The 763-nt window shown below is 34.9% G+C and carries 1 protein-coding gene; it reads left to right on the plus strand.

The genetic code is table 11. The features are described 5' to 3' along the window. Positions 1-22 precede the first annotated feature (22 nt). On the plus strand, positions 23-763 hold a 741-nt coding region (locus tag HMPREF9075_RS03370), incomplete at its 3' end, for a DUF2931 family protein (protein ID WP_009415096.1).

Raw genomic sequence — 763 nt, forward strand, 5'->3', positions numbered from 1 at the left:
AGACATTTTACAAGGATAAATTATGAAAAAGTATGTAATAATAGGCATTATAGTGCTTCTGATAGGAACACTCGTTTACTATAGAAAGAATGTATCTTGGAAACTTAGTAAAGCAAAACATTCTATAACAAAAATAATGAATAAGATGACAAAAAAATACCAATGGCTTATTTTAACCACAGGAGATGAAGGATATACAACAGAAATAGTAGATGGTGCATTCATTTACGATAATGGAGAAAGGGAATATATTCCTTCGGGTCAAAGCTTACGAGCAAGTTTGTTCCACGACTCAGGAACAGATATCGTAGGAGAATGGGATCGTCCTATCCCTGTAAAAATGCAGATTACTTGGTTTTCGTATGCAGAGAATAAGTTTTATTCAGGTTCTTTTGATTTAGATGTGCCTCGTATCACTAAGTTGTTTCAAGAAGGTTATCTTGACAAGTTTGGCGATACCAGCTATTATGATTTTAAAATTGCAGTATTGCCTGCAGGACAGGTATTGCTCTATTTAGATGGAGCTAATGTTATTTTAGTTGGTGAATATCAAGCAAAAGAATATATTGTAGAAGGAGATGAGGCTTTCCATAGGATAATGGAAGTGCCAGAAATAAGCATTGTAAGGGATTGGTCAAGAGAAACCACTGCACAACAATACCAAAATAGTATGCCGCAACAAACTCAAGAGGAGATCAGAAACAATAAACTTTCAACTCATATATGGAGGGAGGTTATCATTAAATACCCTTGGCGTTTTACC

It is taken from the genome of Capnocytophaga sp. oral taxon 332 str. F0381 (assembly GCF_000318275.2).
Classification (GTDB): domain Bacteria; phylum Bacteroidota; class Bacteroidia; order Flavobacteriales; family Flavobacteriaceae; genus Capnocytophaga; species Capnocytophaga bilenii.